At 45.5% G+C, this 802-nt stretch carries 1 protein-coding gene; it reads right to left on the reverse strand.

Features of this window, described 5'->3' with window-relative positions; all coding sequences use genetic code 11:
* Positions 1-75 precede the first annotated feature (75 nt).
* Complete coding sequence (locus A918_RS0111965; RefSeq protein WP_028233722.1) at positions 76-501, reverse strand: Fur family transcriptional regulator; 426 nt, start codon at positions 499-501, stop codon at positions 76-78.
* Between the last annotated feature and the right edge of the window lie 301 nt (positions 502-802).

The following is an 802-nucleotide window of genomic DNA, read 5'->3' on the forward strand; positions in this document are numbered from 1 at the left end:
CATAACGCCCATCCAGGCAATAAGTTTCACACGAAACTGCATTATTTAAAAATAAATTCTGAAACGCGTCGGAATTTATTTCTTCAGCTTGCGGCCATAGAGTTCAAAACGGTGATGGATAATTTCATAACCCAGCGAGCGGGCTATCTCTTCCTGCAATTTCTCAATCATTTCCGAGTGAAACTCGATCACATCACCGGTTTCCATATCAATCAAATGATCATGATGCTGATTGCCTGCCTGCTCGAAACGCGATGGCCCGCCGTCAAAAGCATGACGGTGAATAGCCCCCTGCTCTTCCAGCAATTTCATGGTCCGGTAGACAGTCGATAATGAAATACTATTATCCACTTCAACAGCACGCTTGAAAATTTCCAGCGCATCCGGATGTCCGTCCGTCTGGGACAGAATATCCAGAATAACCCGTCTGGGGCGCGTGATCCGTACACCCGCATCACGAAGCTGTTTTTCATAATCATTTTTCATTATTAAAATCCCCATAGAACCTGACACTGTGCCTTAAACACAGCGCCAAGCGCAATTGCGGGTGAAACACGCATACTATGTCTGCACCATCAGCGGAACTGAACCGTGACGATTTCAGATGTCACTTTTACAAAACTTGGAACTCTCGTCAAACCGGCAGGAATGGAGAATCTTTGATGTGCAACTTATAAATGAATACCGGTCAGGCAAAGCCCTGATCCGGCCAGACTGTTGTTGTGCAATAGTTTATCCCGCACTTATATATGCCCAATATATGCCTGACGGAAATTTACAGACAACAAAAAGCTCCCCCCCC

Source organism: Pseudochrobactrum sp. AO18b (assembly GCF_000409565.1).
Classification (GTDB): Bacteria; Pseudomonadota; Alphaproteobacteria; order Rhizobiales; family Rhizobiaceae; genus Pseudochrobactrum; species Pseudochrobactrum saccharolyticum.

Bases quoted from the DNA above. Each gene is read 5' to 3' on its own strand.
- A918_RS0111965 (WP_028233722.1), bottom strand. From the start codon at position 501: ATGGGGATTTTAATAATGAAAAATGATTATGAAAAACAGCTTCGTGAT.